Raw genomic sequence first — 16,349 nt, forward strand, 5'->3', positions numbered from 1 at the left:
TCGAGAATGTGCCTGATGGTTTTCCACAGGCGTGTGAGGTCGTTCCCGGCAATGCGTTCCTGACGGCTACGGTCATGCCACTTCCACGGCAGGGGAGATGGCATGACCGTCCAGATCGAGATGTCCACCGCCGACGTCGAGGCCGCCGCCTCGGCCGTCGGCACCGTCGCCGAGGCCGTCCTCGCGAGCCACCACGCCGAGCACGTCGGCGCCCTCGCACCGGCGCTGCCCGGTTCGCAGAGCGCCGAGGCGGCCCTCCGGCTGCGAGGCGTGTGGTCCGCGCAGGCCCGCCGCTGGTCGTCCGACGCCGCCGCGCAGCGCGACCGCGTGCTCGCCTCCGTCCGAGCGGCCGTCCGCACCGACGAGGCGGTCGCCGAGTCGTTCGCCCGGATCACCGGCCACCTCGGGGCGGTGCACCCGTGACCGCCCTGGACACCGTGCTCGCCTGGCGCCCGGACGCCGTCGCGGGCCTCGCCGACCACCTCGCCGGGTGCCGCCGCCTGCTCGTGGCCCTCGACGACGACCTCGACGCGGCCGCACCGCCCGCGACGTGGGCGGGCCCCTCGCGCGAGGCCGCGCTCCGCGCCCACGACGCTCTGCGCCGGCGCCTCGCGACGACCGTCGCCGAGATCGCCCTCGTCGCCGTCTCGGCCGACGACGCCGCCGCGTCGCTGACCACCGCCCGCGCGGAGCTCGACGCCACCCTCGCCTGGGCCCGCACCCACGGCTACCACGTCGACCACGGCACCGGCCGTGCCACCGACGCCCGGTGCGTCGCCGACGACGACGAGGCCCGCGACCGGGCCCTCGTCGCGCGCGAGCTCACCGACCGGGTCCAGCAGGCCCTCCGCGCCGCCCAGCACGCCGACACGCTCCTCGCCGACGCCCTGCACCGTGCCGCCGCCACCGACGACCCGCTCCCCGCCGCGGGCCTCGCCGCGGCCGGCCACGCCGGTGCGGCCAGGGGCCGCCACCGCCTCCTGCGTCCACCGGGCGGGACCCCCGCCGACGCCGCCGCGTGGTGGCGGTCCCTCACACCCGAGCACCAGGCCCGCGTCCTCGCCCGGCACCCCGAGTGGGTCGGGAACCTCGACGGCATCCCGTTCGCGGTCCGGGACCAGGCGAACCGCGTCCTGCTCGACCGGTACCGCGAGGAGCTGACCGCCCAGCGCGAGGCGCTGCGGGACCCCGACAACTGGGACCTCGACACCGCGGAGCGGCTCGCCGTCGTCGAGGGCAAGCTCGCCGGTCTGGAGGCCATCACACGCGTCCTCGCCGAGGACCCCGCCCGGTCCCTGCTGCTGCTCGACGTGACGGGGACGCACCAGCTCAAGGCAGCCGTCGCCGTCGGTGACGTCGACACGGCTGCCCACGTGGCGGTGTTCACGCCGGGGTTCACGACCACGGTCGCAGGGAGCCTGGAGGACCACGTCGGCAGCCTCGACGCGCTTCGTGCACGCGCTGATCGAGAAGGCGGACGGTTCGGCTCGGGAGGGTCCACCGCGGTCGTGGCGTGGCTCGGCTACGAGGCACCGCAATGGGCGGACTGGGACGAGCCGCGGCGGTTCGTGACCAGCGAGGCCCCCGCGGCCTCCGCAGGCGCGGGCCTTGCTCGGTTCCTCCACGGCATCGACGCGTCCCGGCACGACGACCCGAACCTCACCGCTCTGGGCCACTCGTACGGCTCGACAGCCACCGGCTTGGCGCTGCGGCATCAGACCGGGGTCGACGCCGCGGTCTTCTTCGGCTCGCCGGGTCTGGGTACGTCCGATCTGGGCGACCTCGACATCCCGGCGGATCGGGTCTTCCGGATCGAGGCACGCAACGATCCGATCGCGGACTTCGGGCACTTCGGCTCGGACCCGTCCCACGTGGTCGGACTCACCGGCTTGTCCGCACGCGAGACGACGATCGACGGCCAGCGTTACGCGGAGTCCACCGGACACAGCGCGTACCTGCGGGACCGCACGACCAGCCAGCACAACATCGCGGCGGTCGTTGCCGGCGTCCCTTCCAGGTCGGTCCAGGACAGCGGTCGCGGGTGGGGCGACGTCATCAGCATGTTCAACCCGAACACATGAGCGCGCGCGACCGACGCGCACCTGCCGTTCGGTGCCGTCTACGTGCTGCAGCACTGATGGCCGCCGTGGCGGCCCTGTCCGGCTGCGCCGACCGCTTGAGCACCGAGGAGCTGGAGGCAGAGATGACCGCTCGACCGTCGATGGAGCAGATGCTCGACCACTACGAGGCCATGCGCCGCGAGATGGTTCAGGTTCTCGACGCCGAGATCGGCGGGCTGCACTGGGTGGCGGACCCGGTGCAGATGGGCGCGAGCCGTTCGGGATGCAGTACCGGGGGCGCCATCACGGAGGCACAGGAGGTCGAGACCATCGGCCTTCTGGCTGAGGGGACCTACGAGAGCGCCTACTGGCACCGGTCGGCCGAGCTGGTGCTCGAGGTCGGCCGCCGCTTCGGTTTCGACGACACCGCGACCGTGGTCGACAGACCCGGGGACTTCGAGGTCGTGGGCGCCGACGAGTACGGCGCCGTCTTCCACTACGGCATGGCCGTGAACACGATCCTCACGCTCCGCACCGGGTGCCACCTCTGGGAGGACCGGCCGGGCCTGGATCACGAGTGGCCCTTGCCGCTGCGGGATCCGTCCTCGACGCCCGCGCCGACGGGGTGAGGGCGACTGACGTCAGCGTCTCGGCGCAGCAGCCGCTGGAAGCCGCCCGCCCGCCGTAACCCGCCCGCCCGCCGTAACCCGCCGGACACCTCCGCCGCGTACGGTCCGTCCACCGGCCGCACCGCGGCGCGCCGGATGGACCATCGCGACCGTCGGGGGAGGGAGCCGCGTGTTCGAGCACGTCGACCCGTTCATCGGCACGGAGGCCACGGTGCTGCCGCCGCAGACCGGCCTGGCGGCGACCTGGTGGTGGCCGAAGCCGCAGGTCGGGAACACGCACCCGGGGGCGACGTACCCGCTGGGGATGGTGAGCGCGTGCGCGTACTCCGGCGCGTACCCGACGGGGTACGGGCGGTACGACCTGTCGACGGAGGGGCTGCCGCCGGAGCTGCACGCGGGGACGCGGGCGTCGGGGTTCACGCACTTCCAGCAGTCCGGCACGGGGGCGATCCGCAAGTACTACAACTACGTGCGGGTCACGCCGATGCTGCAGCCGCTGGACGACCTGGGCCTGCTGTACGACGTGGTCGAGGAGGAGGCGGAGCCGGGCTGGTACGCCGCGACCCTGGACTCGGGCATCCGGTGCGAGGTGACGGTGGGCCCGAAGTCCGCGGTGCACCGGTACACGTTCCCCGCGCACCGGGACGCGCGGCTGGTCATCGACCTGAGCCTCGGCGGGCTGGACATCCCGTACGGCCGGACCGTGCCGCTGCGCGCGCACCTGCAGGCCCTCGCCCCGGGTGTGGCGCAGGGTGAGATCACCGTCGAGGGCGCGCCGCTGGCCGTGCACGTGGAGTGCGACGCGCCGGCGTCCGCGCAGTGGCGGCAGCTGCTCTGGTACGACCGGCGCCTCATGCCGGGCGGCACACGGCTGGACTTCGACCGGATCCGCCCGACGACGCTGCGCCCGTTCGGGTTGATGTGGGCGGGCCGCGCCGAGCCGGGGCAGGTGGTGGAGCTGCGGTTCGGGTTCTCGCTGCGGGGCGTGGAGCAGGCGCGGGAGAACCTCGAGCGGGAGTGCGGCCCGGGGCCGGCGTCGTTCGCCACGCGGCGCGCCCGGACGGCCCAGGCGTGGCGGGAGCACCTCGGCAGGGTGCAGGTCGACACGCCGGACCCGGGCAAGCACACGGTGATGGCCACGGCGCTGTACCACTCGCTGGTGAAGCCGTGCCTGGCACCGGACGAGAGCCCGTTCTGGCCGACGGACACGCCGTTCGCGTTCGACATCGCGACGATGTGGGACATCTACCGCACGCAGCTCCCGCTGCTCACGGCCCTCGTGCCGGAGCGGGCCGTCGAGCTGGCGACCGCGATCCTCCACATCGCCGAGGAGGAGGGGAACTTCCCGATCGGCTACCGCATGGCGCGCGGCGCGGACCGGTTCTCCCGGCAGGGCAGCGCGCTGGCGCACACGTTCTTCGCCGACCTGTGCGCCCTCGGCATGCCGCTGGACTGGGACTGGGCCCTGGTGCACCTGCACAACGACCTGCGGCGCACGTACGGCGAGGAGTTCCTGCTGCACGGCCGCGCGCACCCCATCAGCCACACCCTCGACCTGGCGTTCGGGTACTTCTGCACGGCGGTGATCGCGCAGCAGGTCGGCGACCGGACGCTCGTGGCGCAGTTCGCCCCGCTGGCGGACCGCTGGCGCAACGCCTTCGACCCGGGGACGGGTCTGCTGCGGGACTCGACGTTCTACGAGGGCGGCCGGTGGAACTACTCGTTCCGGCTGCTGCACGACATGGCGTCGCGCATCGAGCTGGCGGGCGGCGACGCGGCGTTCGTGGCGCTGCTGGACCGGTTCTTCGGGTACGGCGCCGACCCCGTGACGCAGCCCGGCCTCGCGCCGGACGCGGACGAGATGCTCGCCGGGTACGCGCTGCACCGGTTCGAGGGCCTGAACAACGAGCCGGACATGGAGGCGCCCTGGGCGTACCAGTACGCCGGCCGTCCGGACCGGACCGCCGAGGTGGTGCACGCCGTGACGCAGCAGCAGTTCGGCACGGGGCGCGGCGGGCTGCCGGGCAACGACGACTCCGGCGGGCTGTCGTCCTGGTACGTGTGGGCGAGCCTCGGCCTGTTCCCGGTCGCCGGGCAGAACCTGTTCCTCGTCAACGCCCCCGCCTGGCGGGAGGCCCGGGTCGACGTCGGCGGGCGGCCGTTCATGATCGACACCCGCGGGTTCGTCGAGCCGGAGCCCGGCGGCCCCGCGCAGTACGTGCAGCGCGTGCTGCTGGACGGCGCGGAGCTGGACCGCACGTGGCTGACCGGCAGCGAGCTGCACGCCGGCGGCCACCTGCGGGTCGACCTCGGGCCGGAACCCGGTCCCTGGACCGGTGCCGCCCGGCCGCCGTCGCACCCGGGCAGACCCGCCGGCTCCCCCGCCTGAGCGCGACCGGGCGCCGACCCGGCACCCACCCGGCGCCCAACCGGCACCGACCCGGCGCCCACCCGCACCGACCCCGACCGGGACGCACCCGCCCCGGCCCCCGGTCCCGCCACCCCCGCAGCACCCCGACCGTCACCCCCGCACCAGCCGCGCCCCACCCCGGAGGTTCCCGTGACCGACACCGTCCTGACCCCCGCGTCCGACACCCCGCCGCGCCGCGTGGACCGCCGCCTGGTGATCGTCGTGCGCGCCGACCCGGTGATCTGCGGGCACTCCGGCGAGGCCCGCAACCTCGCGGAGGCCGCGCTCGACCGCGGGTTCGACGAGGTCCGCATCGTCACGTGGCCGATCGACCGGCTGCAGGCCGCCGGGCTGCCGCTCAAGCCGCTGGACCGGGTGCTGCCGTACCGGGAGGGCGTGGTCGTCGAGCGGCCCGACCCCGTCGGCGACTACAAGGTGCCGGACGGCCGCTGGGTCGCGGGCCTGATCGGCCGGCTGGTCGAGCTGTTCACCGACGGCGTGCCGACCGTCGCGCTCTCCCTGTACCTGAGCCCGCACGCGACGGCCGTCGCGGACGCGGTGCACGTCGCCCGCCGCACCGGGCTGCCCGTGCGGGTGACGACGGTCGCCGAGGCGGTCGGGTCCGACGTGACGAACGTGGTCCGCGCGTGCGTCGAGGCCGACCGGTTCGGCGCGGCGGCGCACGTCCTGTCGTCCTACCTGGAGCACGACGTCTGCCTGGCCGTGTCGGAGTACACCCGGGAGCTCATCGTCGCGGAGGCGCAGGCGGTGGACGCGAAGCACGGCACCACGTTCGCGCAGCAGTGCCGCGAGCGCGTGCGCATCTCCTACCCGGCGGTGGACGTCGCGCGGTACCTCGCCCGGGACGACGCCGAGACGGACGCCGTGCTCGCCGCCCGGGGCCTCGACCGCGACGGCTACGTGCTGTACCTGTCCCGGCTGGCGGCGGCGAAGGGCGTCGACGACCTCATCGACGGCTACGCGGCGAGCAGCGCGCCCGGCACGCACCGCCTGGTGGTCGCCGGCAACGGCCCCGACGCGGCACGGCTGCGCGCGCACGCGGCGGCGTCGCCCGTCGCGGACCGCGTCCTGTTCCTCGACGACGTGTCGGACGACGAGAAGCCGCACCTCATGGCCGGGTCCGCCGCCTACGTGCTGCCGAGCAAGCCGCGGCCCGAGTTCGTCGAGACGTTCGGCATCGCCCTGGTCGAGAAGATGCTGTCGGGCGGCGGCCCCGTCATCACCACGGAGACCGGCGGCATCCCCGAGGCGGTCGGCGACACGGCGACGATCGTGCCCGTCGAGGACCCGGCCGCGATCGCGGCGGCGCTGGACGAGGCGCTCGCCCTCGGCGCCGCGGAGCGGGAGCAGCGCGCCGACGCGGCGCGGGAGTTCGCCCTGCGGTTCGACCGGGCCGTGGTGCTGGACGCGATCCTCGAGGCGGTCGAGCAGGTCGGCGGGGTGCCGGCGCGGGCGTGAGCCGGGGCGCGCCGGCGCCCGCACCGCCCCGGGGTCCGGGTCGGTGCGGGCGTCGGCGGGACGGTCAGCAGCCGGACGGCATCTCGGGGAAGTCAGCCGCCGGGACCTCGAAGTTCTTCTCGTAGAACGACGCCAGCCCGCCGCTGCTCTGCTGCTCGCACAGGAAGGTGTCGAGCACCGTCACCAGGCCCGTGTTGCCCTTCTGCACGGCCCAGGAGCCGTACCCGAGCGCGAGCGGCTCGGGCAGCTCCGCCTTCTGGACCTGCCCGGGGTTCGCCTTGATGTACTGGGCGAGGATGTAGTCCTCGACGACGGAGCCCTGGGCCCGGCCGGTGGCGACCTCGAGCAGCGCGGCGTTCTGGTCGGGGAACCCGGAGATCGTCGCCTGGGGGAACGTGTCCGTCGCGAGCTGCTCACCGGAGCTGCCCTGGAGGGCGGTGATGACGGTGCCGCTGGTGTCGAAGTCCTCGACGGTCGCGTCCGCGTCGTCGCCGTCCGGCACGGCGAGCACCGTCGTGTAGGGCACGTACGCGCGGGAGAAGTCGACGACCTCCTTGCGCTCGTCGGTCGCCGTGAGCCCGACCGACACCATGTCGAACTGCTTGCTCTGGAGGCCCGGGATGAGGCCGTTGAAGTCGAGGTTCTGGATCTCGAGCTCCAGGCCGAGCTCGTCGGCCAGCGCGTTGAGCAGGTCGACGTCGTACCCGGCGGGCTCGTCGTCCTCGTCCAGGTACATCTCGGGCGGGAACTGCAGGTTCATCCCGACGGTGAGGGTGCCGTCGGTCAGCAGGCCGAGGTCGTCCCCGGCGGCTGCCGGCTCGGTGCCGTCCGAGCCGGCGGACGAGCCGCCGCCGCACGCGGCGAGCACGGCGACGAGGGCGAGGGCGACGCCGGCGACACCGGCACGTCGGGCAGGGCGTGAGGTCATCAGGTGCACGGGGTGGGTCCCTTCTCGGGCCGGTGCCGGGGGGAGGCTCCGGGGGTTCAGACCGCAGCGGGCTCGCGGCGGGCGGAGGTGGTGGCGACGAGCTCGTCGATGCGGGCGCGGCGGCGGGCGCGCAGGGCGCGGGCGAGCCGGCCCTGGGGCGGGCTGGACAGCAGCTTCTCGACGAGGCGGAACAGGAAGTCGATGACGAACGCGGCGACGACGTAGATGCCGGCGGCCGCGGTGTAGAGCACGAACGGCTGGAACGTCGTGCTGACCAGGTTCTGGGTGACCCGGACGACCTCGAGCAGGCCGATGACGGTGAAGGTCGAGGTGTCCTTCACCATCCCGATGAACATGCTGCCGATGTTGGGCAGGGCGATCTTCGCGGCCTGGGGCAGCACCACGGAGAAGAAGATCCGGCTGGGGCGCAGGCCCAGCGCCTGCCCGGCCTCGCGCATCCCGGGCGGGACGGCGGTGAGCGCGGACCGGAAGATCTCCGCGAGGAACGCCGAGTACAGCAGCGAGAGCGCGATGACGCCCGCCTGGTAGACGCTGAACGAGATGTCGAACGCCAGCGAGATGCCGAAGTACACCCAGATGACGCTGACGAGGGCGGGGATGCCCCGGAACACGTTGACGTACCCGGCGGCGATCCACGAGAACGGTGCGCGCGCCATGCGCAGCAGGGCGAGGAGCATGCCGAGCACCACGGACACCACGAGGGCGGTGGCGGACACCCGCAGGGCCACGACCAACCCGTCGAGGAGCTGCTGCCGGTGCTCCCAGATCAGCGACCAGTCCATCACTTCACCGCCTGGAGGAAGTCACGTGCCCGCTGGCTGCGGCACTCGGTGTAGAACTCCCGGCCGCCGGTCTCGACCACGCGGCCGTGCTCGAGGAAGACCGTGAGGTCGCCGATCTCGCGGGCGAAGCCGATCTCGTGGGTGACGACGACCATCGTCATGCCCGACTCGGCGACCTCCCGGATGGTGCGCAGCACCTCGCCGACGAGCTCGGGGTCCAGCGCCGAGGTCGGCTCGTCGAACAGCATGACCTGGGGGTCGAGGGCCAGGGCCCGCGCGATCGCGACGCGCTGCTGCTGACCCCCGGACAGCTGGGACGGGTAGTGCCCGGCGCGGGCGAGCAGCCCGACGCGGTCGAGGTCGCGCGCCGCCCGCTCGTCGGCCTCGCGTCGCCGCATGCCGAGGACGGACCGCAGCGGCAGCGCCACGTTGTCGAGCGCGGTGAGGTGGGGGAACAGGTTGAACTGCTGGAACACCATGCCGACCGTGCGGCGCAGCTGGAGGGCGGTGCCGCGGGGGTGCGCGGCGCCCGGCAGCGCGGTCCCGTACTCCCGGCCGTCGACGACCAGGGAGCCGCCCGTCGGCCGCTCGAGCAGGTTGATGCTGCGCAGCAGGGTCGACTTGCCGGACCCGGACGGGCCCAGCAGCACGACGTGCTCGCCCTTGTGGACGTCGAGGTCGATGTCGCTGAGCACCTCGAGCGGCCCGAAGGACTTGCGCAGCCCGCGCACCGACACCACGGGGGCGCGGACCTCGTCCGGGGCGGGGTCGGCGGGTGCGGGTCGGGTCTCGGTCACGGTGCCTCCCTGGGTCATCGCCGGCCTCCGTCGGTCGCCGCGTACCAGGCGGTGAACCGGTCGATCCCGTCGGTCAGGTCCGCGGCGGAGGACGCGAGCGACAGCCGCAGGTGGCTGCGGGCGGTGCTGCCGAACGCGGTGCCCGGCGCCAGCGCGACGCCGTGGCCCACCAGGTCGATCGCGGCGGCCCGGGAGTCGGCGCCCGGGGCGAGCGGCAGCATCAGGTAGAAGGCGCCGGCGGGCGGCTCGACGTCGATCCCCGCGGCGGCCAGCCGGCCGACGACGAGGTCGCGCCGGTCGCGGTACGTGGCGACCATGCGGGCGACCGCGTCCTGGGGGCCGCGCAGCGCCGCGAGCGCCGAGGCCTGCGAGGCCGCCGAGACGGAGGACAGCAGGGGCTCCTGGACGCGCGCCAGGGTGGGCGCGAGCCAGGCGGGCGCGGCGAGGTAGCCGACGCGGGACCCGGTCATCGCGTAGGTCTTGGAGAAGCTGAACACGCTGACCACGTCGTCGGGCGCCATGGCCGCGACGTCCGCGTGCTCGCCGTCGAAGACGATCTCGTCGTAGACCTCGTCCGCGACGACCGTGACGCCGTGCTCCACGGCGGCCTCGACCACCGCGCGCACCAGCTCGGCCGGCAGCACGGCGCCGGTCGGGTTGGACGGGGTGTTGAGCACGAGCGCCCGCGTGCGCGGGGTGATGAGCGAGGCGACCTCGGCCGGGTCCGGCCGGAACCCGTTCTCGGGCCGCAGCGGGTAGTGCACGGGCACCCCGCCGAGCAGCAGGGTCTGCATCTCGTAGTTCGGCCAGGCGGGGTCGGGCACCAGCACCTCGTCGCCGGGCTCGACCAGGACGGCGAGCACGGCGGCGAGCCCCTGCACCGCCCCCTGGCTGACGATCACCCGCTCGGGGTCGTCGGTCAGGCCGTAGCGCGCGTGCAGCCGCTCGGCGATCGCGGCGCGCAGCAGCGGCACCCCGGCGCTGGGCGTGTAGCGGTTCGCGGTGGCGAGCGCCTCGTCCCCGGCGGCCACCACGTGCGGCGGGGTCGCGAAGTCGGGCTCGCCGATCTCCAGGTGCACCACGTCGGTCCGCCCGTACGCGAGCATGACGATCTCGCGGATGCCGGAGCCGGGGACGGCGGCGGCGGTCGCGGCGAGCGACCGCGCACGGTCGGACCGGGCCGCGGTGGCGGGGGTGGTCGGCGCGGTCATGCCCGCGCTCCGGGGGTGCTCATCGGTTCTCCTCGGCGTGCACCGGGCCGGCCGGTGCCGGTGGCGTCACGCTGCGTCGCTGGAGCCGAACGTAACCGCGCTGCGTTACAACGGAAGTTGTCGACTGTTACAGACCTGCTAAGTGCTCAGAGAAATCGCGCCTCACCTGTCGTCCGCAAGTTAGGGTCGCGGCATGGTCTTGCACAGCACCTCCCCCGCCGTCGGGCTGTGGAGCTCGCTCGCCCACCCCGCCACGCTCCGGCTGCTGGCCGCTGCCGCGCCGGACTGGCTGGTCCTCGACGCGCAGCACGGCACCTGGGGGGACGGCGAGCTCGTGGCGGTGCTGCCGCTGCTGGACACTCCGGTGCCCACCTGGGTGCGCGTCGCCGACGGCCGGCACGCGAGCATCGGGCGGGCGCTGGACGCGGGCGCGGACGGCGTGGTCGTGCCGATGGTCGACTCCCCGGCGCAGGCGGCCGCGGCCGTGCGCGCGTGCCGCTACCCCCCGCACGGCGCGCGGAGCTGGGGTCCCGCCGCCGCGCTCGTCGGCCGCCCGGTGCCGTCCCCGGCGGCGGCGGACGCCCGGGTGCGGTGCGCGGTGATGGTCGAGACGGCCGAGGCGCTCGCCGCGGTGGACGCCATCGCCGCGACACCGGGGCTCGACATGGTCTTCGTCGGGCCCTTCGACCTGGCGCTCGCGCTGGGACGCACCGTGGACGACCTGCTGGCCGACGAGGACGCCGGGGCCCCGCTGCCGGCGGTCGTCGCCGCCTGCCGCGCGGCCGGGGTGCGGGCCGGTGCGTTCGGCGGGGACCCCGACCGCGCCGCCCGGCTGGTCGCGCTCGGGTTCACCGACGTGGTCGCGGCCACCGACGCCGGGCTGCTCAGCGGGGCGGCGGAGCAGACGGTCGCCCGCTGGGCGGGCCACGTGCCGGGCGGGGCCCCGCACCGCGGGTACTGAGCCGCCGCACCCGGCCGGGGTCACGCCGGGCAGGTCGTCCGGCGCAGGGTCGTCCGGCGCGGGGCCGTCAGGCGCCGGCCGCGCGCAGCAGCGCGTGGTCCGCCGCCGGGTCGCCCGCGGGGTCGGTGTCGACGACCACCTCCGCGACGCCCGCGGCACGCAGCTCCGGGACCCGGGCCGCGACGTCGGCGCAGCGGCCGGCGGAGTCCGCGACGCGCAGCACGACGTGGAGCGCCGCCGGGTCACGGCCCGCCTGCTCGGCGTGCCGGCGCACCTCGGCGACCTCGCGTGCCAGGGCGGCGGCGTCGAGGTCGGGTGCGGCCTGCTGCGCGAGCCACCCGTCGCCGAGCGTGCCGGCGCGGCGCAGCGCGGCCGGCGAGTGCCCGCCGACCAGCAGCGGGACCGGGCGGACGGGCGCGGGCAGCACCAGCAGGTCGTCCGGCAGGGGGTGCGCTCCGGGCGCCCAGCCGTCGGGGCGCCCGGCGGGGCGCCCGGTCCAGCAGTCGCGCAGCAGCTCGATCGCCGCGGTGGCGAGCCGCCCGCGCCGGTCGAACGGCACGCCGAGCGCCGCGAACTCCTCCCGCAGCCAGCCGGTGCCGACGCCGAGCACGAGCCGGCCGCCGGACAGCGCGTCGAGGCTCGCGGCCTGCTTGGCCAGCAGCACGGGCTGCCGCTGCGGCAGCACCAGCACGGCCGTCCCCAGCCGCACCCGCTCGGTGACGGCCGCCGCCGTGGTGAGCGTGACCAGCGCCTCCAGGTACGCGACGTCGGTCGGCCACCGGGCGACCCCGTCGGAGGCGAACGGGTAGGCCGACGCGACCCTGCCGGGCAGCACCACGTGGTCGCTCACCCAGAGGGAGTCGAAGCCGGCGGCCTCCAGCGCGACGGCCGCCGCGCGGACGGCCGGCCCGGTGGCGGCGGCGCCCGTGTGCGGGAGCTTCGCACCGACCGCCCAGCCGGACCCGGCACCCGAGGGCGCGGGACCCGCCGGGCGGGGCGCCGTCCCGGGCGTCTCGCCGCTCATCCCGCCGCCGACCAGCCGCCGTCGACCGGGAGCACCACGCCGGTGACGTACCCGCTCTCCGGCGCGGACAGGAACGCGACCGCCTCCGCCACCTCCTCCGATCGCGCGGGCCGCCGCATCGGCACCCGCGCGAGCAGCGCGTCCCGGCGCCCGGGGTCGCCGAGCGAGCCCGCGGACATCGCGGTGTCCGTGACGCCGGGGGCGACGACGTTGACGGTGATCCCGTCGAGCGCCCAGTCGACGGCGAGGGCCCGGGCCAGCATGAGCACCGCCCCCTTCGACGTCGCGTACGCGGCCTGGCCGGGCAGCGCCCGCAGGGAGTTCACCGAGCCGACGAGCACCACGCGCCCGCCCTCGCCCTGGGTGAGGAACCGGCGGGCCGCCGCCGTGGCGACGTCGTACGAGCCGAGGACGTTGACGGCGAGGGACTCCCGGACCACGTCGGTCGGCAACGTCGCCGCCGCCCCCGTCCGCTCGATCCCCGCGCTGGTGACCACGACGTCCAGCCGCCCGTACCGCTCGACGGCGCGCTCGACCACCTCGTCCCCCGCCCCCGCGGCCGCGACGTCGGCGGTCACCGCCAGGCCGCCGACCTGCGCGGCGACGGCCTGCGCCGCCGCGGGGTCCCGGTCGACGCACACCACGTCGTCGCCGCGGGCCGCCAGCCGGCGCGCCACCGCGGCGCCGATGCCGGCGCCCGCGCCCGTGACGAGCGCGACCCGCGTCACGCGAGCCACCCGCCGTCCACCACGAGGACGTGCCCGGTGACGTACGAGGCCTCGGGCGACGAGACCCACGCCACCGCCTCGGCGACCTCGGCGGTCAGGCCCAGGCGGCCGAGCGGGATCCGGGCCGCGGCGAGCGCCGCCAGGCCGTCGTCGTCCGCCCCGAGCCCGCGCATCAGCGGCGTGTCCATGGTCCCGGGGGCGACGCCGTTCACCCGCAGGCCGTGGGGGCCGAGCTCGCGCGCGGCGGCCTGGGTCAGCAGCTTCACCGCCGCCTTCGACATGTCGTACGCGAGCATCGGCGTGGACGACGCCGTGAACGACGAGGTCGACCCGACCGTGACGATGCTGCCCGCCCCGCGGGGCACCATGACGGCGGCGGCGGCCTGGACGGTCGCGTACGTCCCGCGCACGTTGACGGCCATCGTCGCGTCGAAGGCCGTCAGGTCGTCGTCCAGCGCGGAGGTCGGCCGCGCGACGCCCGCGCACGCCACCACCGTGGTGAGCGCGCCGACGGCGTCGGCCTCGAGCACCGCCGCCCGCACCGCCGTCGCGTCGGTCACGTCGAGCACGACGCCCCGCGCCGACCCGCCCGCCGCGCGCACCAGGTCGACGGTCGCCGCGACGCCGTCGGCGTCCCGGTCGGCCACGGTCACGAGGTCGCCGCGGTCCGCCAGCCGCCGGCAGACCGCGCGGCCGAGCCCGCTCGCCCCGCCGGTGACGAACGCGGCGTCGGTGGAGGTGGAAGATGTCACCTGCCCATTGGAGCAGCCTCACGCTACGCACATGTAAAGCCGAACCGGCTCCCGGACTCACAGATGAAACACGACGCCCGTACGCTGGCGATCGCACCGAGACCCCAGGAGGCACCGTGAAGGTCGGCGTCGGTCTGTACTGCCTGCAGGCCACCGCGAGCACGCCCCGGCATCCCACCACCCCCTACCGCGAGCTCCTCGAGGACGCGCGGCTGCTGGAGGGCCTCGGCTACGAGGGCATGTGGCTGTCCGAGCACCACTTCTTCTACGACGGCTACTGCCCCGCGCTGCTCCCCGTGGCGGCCGGCATCCTCGCGGCGACGACCCGGCTGCGCGTCGGGACCGGGATGATGCTGCTGCCGCTGCAGGACCCGGGCCGCGCCGCGCGGCTGTCCGCGGACATCGCGCGGCGCTCCGGCGGCCGGCTCGACGTCGGCGTCGGCCTCGGGTACCGCGACGTGGAGTTCGACGGCAAGGGCGTCCGCCGCCAGGACCGGGTGGCGGCGCACCGCGCGGGCCTCGCCGAGCTGCAGCGGGTCGCGGTGCCCGCGGGCGCGACCGTCTGGAACGGCTCCGCCACGCCGCAGGGCGTCGCGCGGGCCGGCGCACGGGGGCAGGGCGTCCTGCTGTCGGGCGCGAACCCGCTGCCGCTGGTCGCCGAGCTGGCCGCCGCCCACCGCGAGGGCTGGGAGCAGGCCGGGCGTCCCGGCGGGGTGCGGCCCCGGGTGTCCGCCCTGCGCAACGTCTGGCTGACCGACGACCCGCACGAGGCCGCCGCCGTCCTGGACTGGCAGCGCGCGAGCTACGTGCTCTACGCGGGGCTGGGCTGGAGCGTCGCGCAGCAGGCCTCGACGGAGGCGATGGACTTCCGGGCCGACCTCGACAAGGCCGTGGGCCAGGCGGTCGCGACGTCGATCGTCGGACCGCCCGGCCTGGTCGCCGACGGCCTGGCGGAGGTGCACGCCGCCGGCGTGGACGACGTGGTGCTGCGCGTGATCATCGAAGGCGCCCCCGCGACCGCGGTGCGGCGCATGCTCGGGCGGATGGCCGACGAGGTGCTGCCCGGCCTGGAGAACCTGGAGGCGGCATGAGGATCGGCGCCCTGCTCACGGACGCCGCGGACGTCGTCCCCGCGGCGCGGGCCGGCCTGTTCGGCGTCCTGCTGGGGCCGGCGGCCGACGGCGGGGCGGACGACGCCGGCAGCGCGGCGGCCGCGGAGGTCGCGACCACCACGCGGGACACCCGCGTCCTGGTGCCCGTGCGGCTCGGCACGGAGAACCCGGTGACGCTCGCCGAGGAGGTCGCCGTCCTCGACCACCTCAGCGGCGGGCGCGTCGTCGCGGTCGTCGACCCGGGCGACCTGGACGACACCGCGGCGGCCGAGGACGTCGGCCTGCTCCGCGCGTGCTGGTCCGGCCGCCCCGTGCGGCACCGCGGTGCACGCTGGTCGGTGCCGAGCGGCGTGATGGGACCGGACATGCCGACGCACGTCGCGGTCACGCCCGTCCCCGCCCAGGTCGACGTCCCCGTGTGGCTGACACGGGCGGTGCCCGGCACCGGGCTGCCCGTGCTGGCGACCGAGCCCGCCGCGGCCCGCGCCGACGTGCAGGTGCAGCCCGGGACCGCCGACCTCACGGGCGACCTCGAGCACGACCGCGCCCTGGTCACCGCGTGGTCCGCCGCGGGAGCGACGCACCTGCTGGTCCGTCCGCCCGCCCCGGCGGGTCGGGAGGCGTCGGGGGCGCCCGGTGCGACATTCTTCGGGCTGTACGTCGCGCGCTACCTGCAACCGGAGGTGTCCATGCCGGGCTTCCCGCGGATCATGGCGGAGGCCGACCTGCCCGCCGCGTGGACGCCGTGACGCCCGCACCGCGCGACGGCGACGGCGCGCCCGGGGCCGACGGCGCCCCGCGGCGGGCACGCCGCAGGACCACCGCACCCGCGCCGTCGCGCCGCAGCTCCATGTCCGGCCTCGCCGGGTTCGTCGAGCGGCAGGGGCCGCCCGTCCCGCTCGACGACATCGACCGGGAGCTGGTGCGCCGCCTGGCCGCGGACCCGCGGGCGTCGCAGCGCCAGCTCGCGCGGGAGATCAGCATGTCCGGGCCGGCGGTCGGCGAGCGCATCGCCCGCCTGGAGCGCGCCGGCGTGATCCGCGGGTACACCGTCTCCGTCGACTGGGCCGCGCTGGGCTTCCCCGTGCTCGCGTACATCCCGATCAGCATCGCCCCGGGGGCCGACCTCGCCCAGATCCTCACGGACCTGCACGACGTCCCCGAGCTCGAGGAGCTCGTCGCCGTCACCGGCACGTACGACCTCATCGCCCGGTTCCGGCTGCGCGACCACGCCCACCTGCAGGCGCTGCTGCTGGAGCAGCTGTGGCAGATCGACGGGCTCCAGCGGATCGAGACGTTCCTCAGCCTCGGCGAGGTCCGCGGCGCGAGCCTGCTGCAGCGGCTGCTCGAGGACCGCGACGAGGCCGGTGACGAGACCCGCGACGAGGCCGGCGGCGACGGGCACGCGGACGGGCCCCCGGACGCCGGAGCCTGACGGACCCGGGCCGGCCCGGC

Annotated in this window: 16 protein-coding genes; 9 read left to right on the plus strand and 7 right to left on the minus strand. The window is 75.7% G+C overall.

Translation table 11 applies throughout. The features are described 5' to 3' along the window. The first annotated feature begins 102 nt into the window (after nucleotides 1-102). The 5 genes from P9841_RS10320 to P9841_RS10340 all read left to right on the plus strand — a co-directional run bounded on the left by P9841_RS10320 (nucleotide 103) and on the right by P9841_RS10340 (nucleotide 6,578). The gene (locus tag P9841_RS10320) at nucleotides 103-423 is read left to right on the plus strand and encodes a hypothetical protein (RefSeq protein ID WP_283318605.1); all 321 of its coding nucleotides are present in this window, start codon (nucleotides 103-105) and stop codon (nucleotides 421-423) included. After that, entirely contained in the window at nucleotides 420-2,081 is a 1,662-nt protein-coding gene (locus tag P9841_RS10325; RefSeq protein WP_283318606.1) for an alpha/beta hydrolase, read from the plus strand. The genes P9841_RS10320 and P9841_RS10325 overlap by 4 nt, the downstream gene beginning before the upstream one ends. A 56-nt stretch (nucleotides 2,082-2,137) precedes the next feature. Further along, complete coding sequence (locus tag P9841_RS10330) at nucleotides 2,138-2,689, plus strand: LppA family lipoprotein (protein WP_283318607.1); 552 nt, start codon at nucleotides 2,138-2,140, stop codon at nucleotides 2,687-2,689. Nucleotides 2,690-2,858: 169 nt separating this feature from the next. Beyond that, the gene (locus tag P9841_RS10335) at nucleotides 2,859-5,078 is read left to right on the plus strand and encodes a glycoside hydrolase domain-containing protein (protein ID WP_283318608.1); all 2,220 of its coding nucleotides are present in this window, start codon (nucleotides 2,859-2,861) and stop codon (nucleotides 5,076-5,078) included. Between the two features lie 171 nt (nucleotides 5,079-5,249). After that, entirely contained in the window at nucleotides 5,250-6,578 is a 1,329-nt protein-coding gene (locus P9841_RS10340) for a glycosyltransferase (RefSeq protein WP_283318609.1), read from the plus strand. Between the two features lie 64 nt (nucleotides 6,579-6,642). Here P9841_RS10340 and P9841_RS10345 read toward each other — a convergent pair whose 3' ends face one another. Genes P9841_RS10345 through P9841_RS10360 form a run of 4 tightly spaced genes read right to left on the minus strand, consistent with a single transcriptional unit; the run spans nucleotide 6,643 to nucleotide 10,317 of the window. Further along, on the minus strand, nucleotides 6,643-7,506 hold the full coding sequence (locus P9841_RS10345; protein ID WP_283318610.1) for a substrate-binding periplasmic protein: 864 nt from the start codon (nucleotides 7,504-7,506) through the stop codon (nucleotides 6,643-6,645). A 56-nt stretch (nucleotides 7,507-7,562) separates the two neighbouring features. Further along, entirely contained in the window at nucleotides 7,563-8,309 is a 747-nt protein-coding gene (locus tag P9841_RS10350; RefSeq protein ID WP_283318611.1) for an amino acid ABC transporter permease, read from the minus strand. Next, a complete protein-coding gene (locus tag P9841_RS10355) occupies nucleotides 8,309-9,106 on the minus strand; it encodes an amino acid ABC transporter ATP-binding protein (protein WP_283318612.1) in 798 nt (265 codons plus the stop codon). Before P9841_RS10355 ends, P9841_RS10350 begins: the two co-directional genes overlap by 1 nt. 14 nt (nucleotides 9,107-9,120) lie before the next feature. Beyond that, a complete protein-coding gene (locus tag P9841_RS10360) occupies nucleotides 9,121-10,317 on the minus strand; it encodes a pyridoxal phosphate-dependent aminotransferase (RefSeq protein WP_283318613.1) in 1,197 nt (398 codons plus the stop codon). A gap of 193 nt (nucleotides 10,318-10,510) precedes the next feature. Between P9841_RS10360 and P9841_RS10365 the strand changes: the two genes are divergently transcribed. After that, the gene (locus tag P9841_RS10365; protein WP_283318614.1) at nucleotides 10,511-11,278 is read left to right on the plus strand and encodes an HpcH/HpaI aldolase family protein; all 768 of its coding nucleotides are present in this window, start codon (nucleotides 10,511-10,513) and stop codon (nucleotides 11,276-11,278) included. A gap of 67 nt (nucleotides 11,279-11,345) precedes the next feature. On the opposite strand, the gene P9841_RS10370 is transcribed toward P9841_RS10365, so the two are convergent. Genes P9841_RS10370 through P9841_RS10380 form a run of 3 tightly spaced genes read right to left on the minus strand, consistent with a single transcriptional unit; the run spans nucleotide 11,346 to nucleotide 13,782 of the window. Beyond that, the gene (locus P9841_RS10370; RefSeq protein WP_283318615.1) at nucleotides 11,346-12,302 is read right to left on the minus strand and encodes a TIGR03619 family F420-dependent LLM class oxidoreductase; all 957 of its coding nucleotides are present in this window, start codon (nucleotides 12,300-12,302) and stop codon (nucleotides 11,346-11,348) included. Beyond that, nucleotides 12,299-13,039 carry an SDR family NAD(P)-dependent oxidoreductase gene (locus tag P9841_RS10375; protein ID WP_283318616.1) on the minus strand — a complete coding sequence of 247 codons (741 nt, stop codon included), beginning with the start codon at nucleotides 13,037-13,039 and terminating at the stop codon, nucleotides 12,299-12,301. Before P9841_RS10375 ends, P9841_RS10370 begins: the two co-directional genes overlap by 4 nt. Beyond that, nucleotides 13,027-13,782: an SDR family NAD(P)-dependent oxidoreductase gene (locus P9841_RS10380; RefSeq protein WP_283318617.1), complete on the minus strand. Its 756-nt coding sequence runs from the start codon at nucleotides 13,780-13,782 to the stop codon at nucleotides 13,027-13,029. The genes P9841_RS10375 and P9841_RS10380 overlap by 13 nt, the downstream gene beginning before the upstream one ends. A gap of 116 nt (nucleotides 13,783-13,898) precedes the next feature. On the opposite strand from P9841_RS10380, the gene P9841_RS10385 reads away from it, so the two are divergent. From P9841_RS10385 to P9841_RS10395, 3 genes are read left to right on the plus strand one after another with little or no spacing between them, the layout of a single operon-like run. Then, on the plus strand, nucleotides 13,899-14,873 hold the full coding sequence (locus tag P9841_RS10385) for an LLM class flavin-dependent oxidoreductase (protein WP_283318618.1): 975 nt from the start codon (nucleotides 13,899-13,901) through the stop codon (nucleotides 14,871-14,873). Beyond that, the gene (locus P9841_RS10390) at nucleotides 14,870-15,643 is read left to right on the plus strand and encodes an LLM class flavin-dependent oxidoreductase (RefSeq protein ID WP_283318619.1); all 774 of its coding nucleotides are present in this window, start codon (nucleotides 14,870-14,872) and stop codon (nucleotides 15,641-15,643) included. Before P9841_RS10385 ends, P9841_RS10390 begins: the two co-directional genes overlap by 4 nt. Beyond that, nucleotides 15,640-16,329: an Lrp/AsnC family transcriptional regulator gene (locus P9841_RS10395; RefSeq protein WP_283318620.1), complete on the plus strand. Its 690-nt coding sequence runs from the start codon at nucleotides 15,640-15,642 to the stop codon at nucleotides 16,327-16,329. The genes P9841_RS10390 and P9841_RS10395 overlap by 4 nt, the downstream gene beginning before the upstream one ends. The last annotated feature ends 20 nt before the right edge of the window (nucleotides 16,330-16,349 follow it).

Source organism: Cellulomonas sp. ES6, from assembly GCF_030053835.1.
Classification (GTDB): domain Bacteria; phylum Actinomycetota; class Actinomycetes; order Actinomycetales; family Cellulomonadaceae; genus Cellulomonas.